1 tRNA gene and 1 rRNA gene are annotated in these 1,719 nt (G+C 51.7%); both read right to left on the minus strand.

Annotated elements, in window-relative coordinates:
- Positions 1 to 2 precede the first annotated feature (2 nt).
- Positions 3 to 79, minus strand: a tRNA-Ile gene (locus ACT3QP_RS14710).
- Between the two features lie 89 nt (positions 80 to 168).
- Positions 169 to 1,707, minus strand: a 16S ribosomal RNA gene (locus tag ACT3QP_RS14715).
- Positions 1,708 to 1,719 lie beyond the last annotated feature (12 nt).

Raw genomic sequence — 1,719 nt, forward strand, 5'->3', positions numbered from 1 at the left:
AATGGTAGGCCTGGGCAGACTTGAACTGCCGACCCCCGCGTTATCAACACGGTGCTCTAACCAGCTGAGCTACAGGCCTTTGTATGCCTACAAAGGCAAAAGCTAATAAATACTAGCTTAAACTAAAGAACAACTTGTTGTGAATTCTTGCTGACCGAATGTCATCTATAAGGAGGTGATCCAGCCGCAGGTTCCCCTACGGCTACCTTGTTACGACTTCACCCCAGTCATCAACCACACCGTGGTGATCGCCTCCCCGAAGGTTAGGCTAACCACTTCTGGTGCAATCAACTCCCATGGTGTGACGGGCGGTGTGTACAAGGCCCGGGAACGTATTCACCGCGGCATTCTGATCCGCGATTACTAGCGATTCCTACTTCATGGAGTCGAGTTGCAGACTCCAATCTGGACTACGATAGGCTTTTTGAGATTCGCATCACATCGCTGTGTAGCTGCCCTCTGTACCTACCATTGTAGCACGTGTGTAGCCCTGGTCGTAAGGGCCATGATGACTTGACGTCGTCCCCGCCTTCCTCCAGTTTGTCACTGGCAGTATCCTTAGAGTTCCCGGCTTAACCCGCTGGTAACTAAGGACAAGGGTTGCGCTCGTTGCGGGACTTAACCCAACATCTCACGACACGAGCTGACGACAGCCATGCAGCACCTGTATTCTAATTCCCGAAGGCACTCCCGCATCTCTGCAGGATTCTAGATATGTCAAGACCAGGTAAGGTTCTTCGCGTTGCATCGAATTAAACCACATGCTCCACCGCTTGTGCGGGCCCCCGTCAATTCATTTGAGTTTTAACCTTGCGGCCGTACTCCCCAGGCGGTCTACTTATTGCGTTAGCTGCGTCACTAAGTCCTCAAGGGACCCAACGACTAGTAGACATCGTTTACGGCGTGGACTACCAGGGTATCTAATCCTGTTTGCTACCCACGCTTTCGAGCCTCAGTGTCAGTATGATGCCAGGAAGCTGCCTTCGCCATCGGTATTCCTTCAGATCTCTACGCATTTCACCGCTACACCTGAAATTCTACTTCCCTCTCACCTACTCTAGCTTAACAGTATCAGATGCAGTTCCCAGGTTAAGCCCGGGGATTTCACATCTGACTTATCAAGCCACCTACGCTCGCTTTACGCCCAGTAATTCCGATTAACGCTTGCACCCTCTGTATTACCGCGGCTGCTGGCACAGAGTTAGCCGGTGCTTATTCTGCAGCTAATGTCATCGTCTCCGGGTATTAACCGAAGAGTCTTCTTCACTGCTTAAAGTGCTTTACAACCAAAAGGCCTTCTTCACACACGCGGCATGGCTGGATCAGGGTTTCCCCCATTGTCCAATATTCCCCACTGCTGCCTCCCGTAGGAGTCCGGGCCGTGTCTCAGTCCCGGTGTGGCTGATCATCCTCTCAGACCAGCTACAGATCGTCGCCATGGTAGGCCTTTACCCCACCATCTAGCTAATCCGACTTAGGCTCATCTAATAGCGAGAGCAGTAAACTGCCCCCTTTCTCCCGTAGGTCGTATGCGGTATTAATTCGAGTTTCCCCGAGCTATCCCCCACTACTAGGTAGATTCCTAAGTGTTACTCACCCGTCCGCCGCTCGACGCCTGATAGCAAGCTATCATCGTTTCCGCTCGACTTGCATGTGTTAAGCCTGCCGCCAGCGTTCAATCTGAGCCATGATCAAACTCTTCAGTTTAATCTTGCTATG

The sequence above is a fragment of the Psychrobacter sp. AOP7-B1-24 genome (assembly GCF_052376215.1).
Taxonomy (GTDB): Bacteria; Pseudomonadota; Gammaproteobacteria; order Pseudomonadales; family Moraxellaceae; genus Psychrobacter.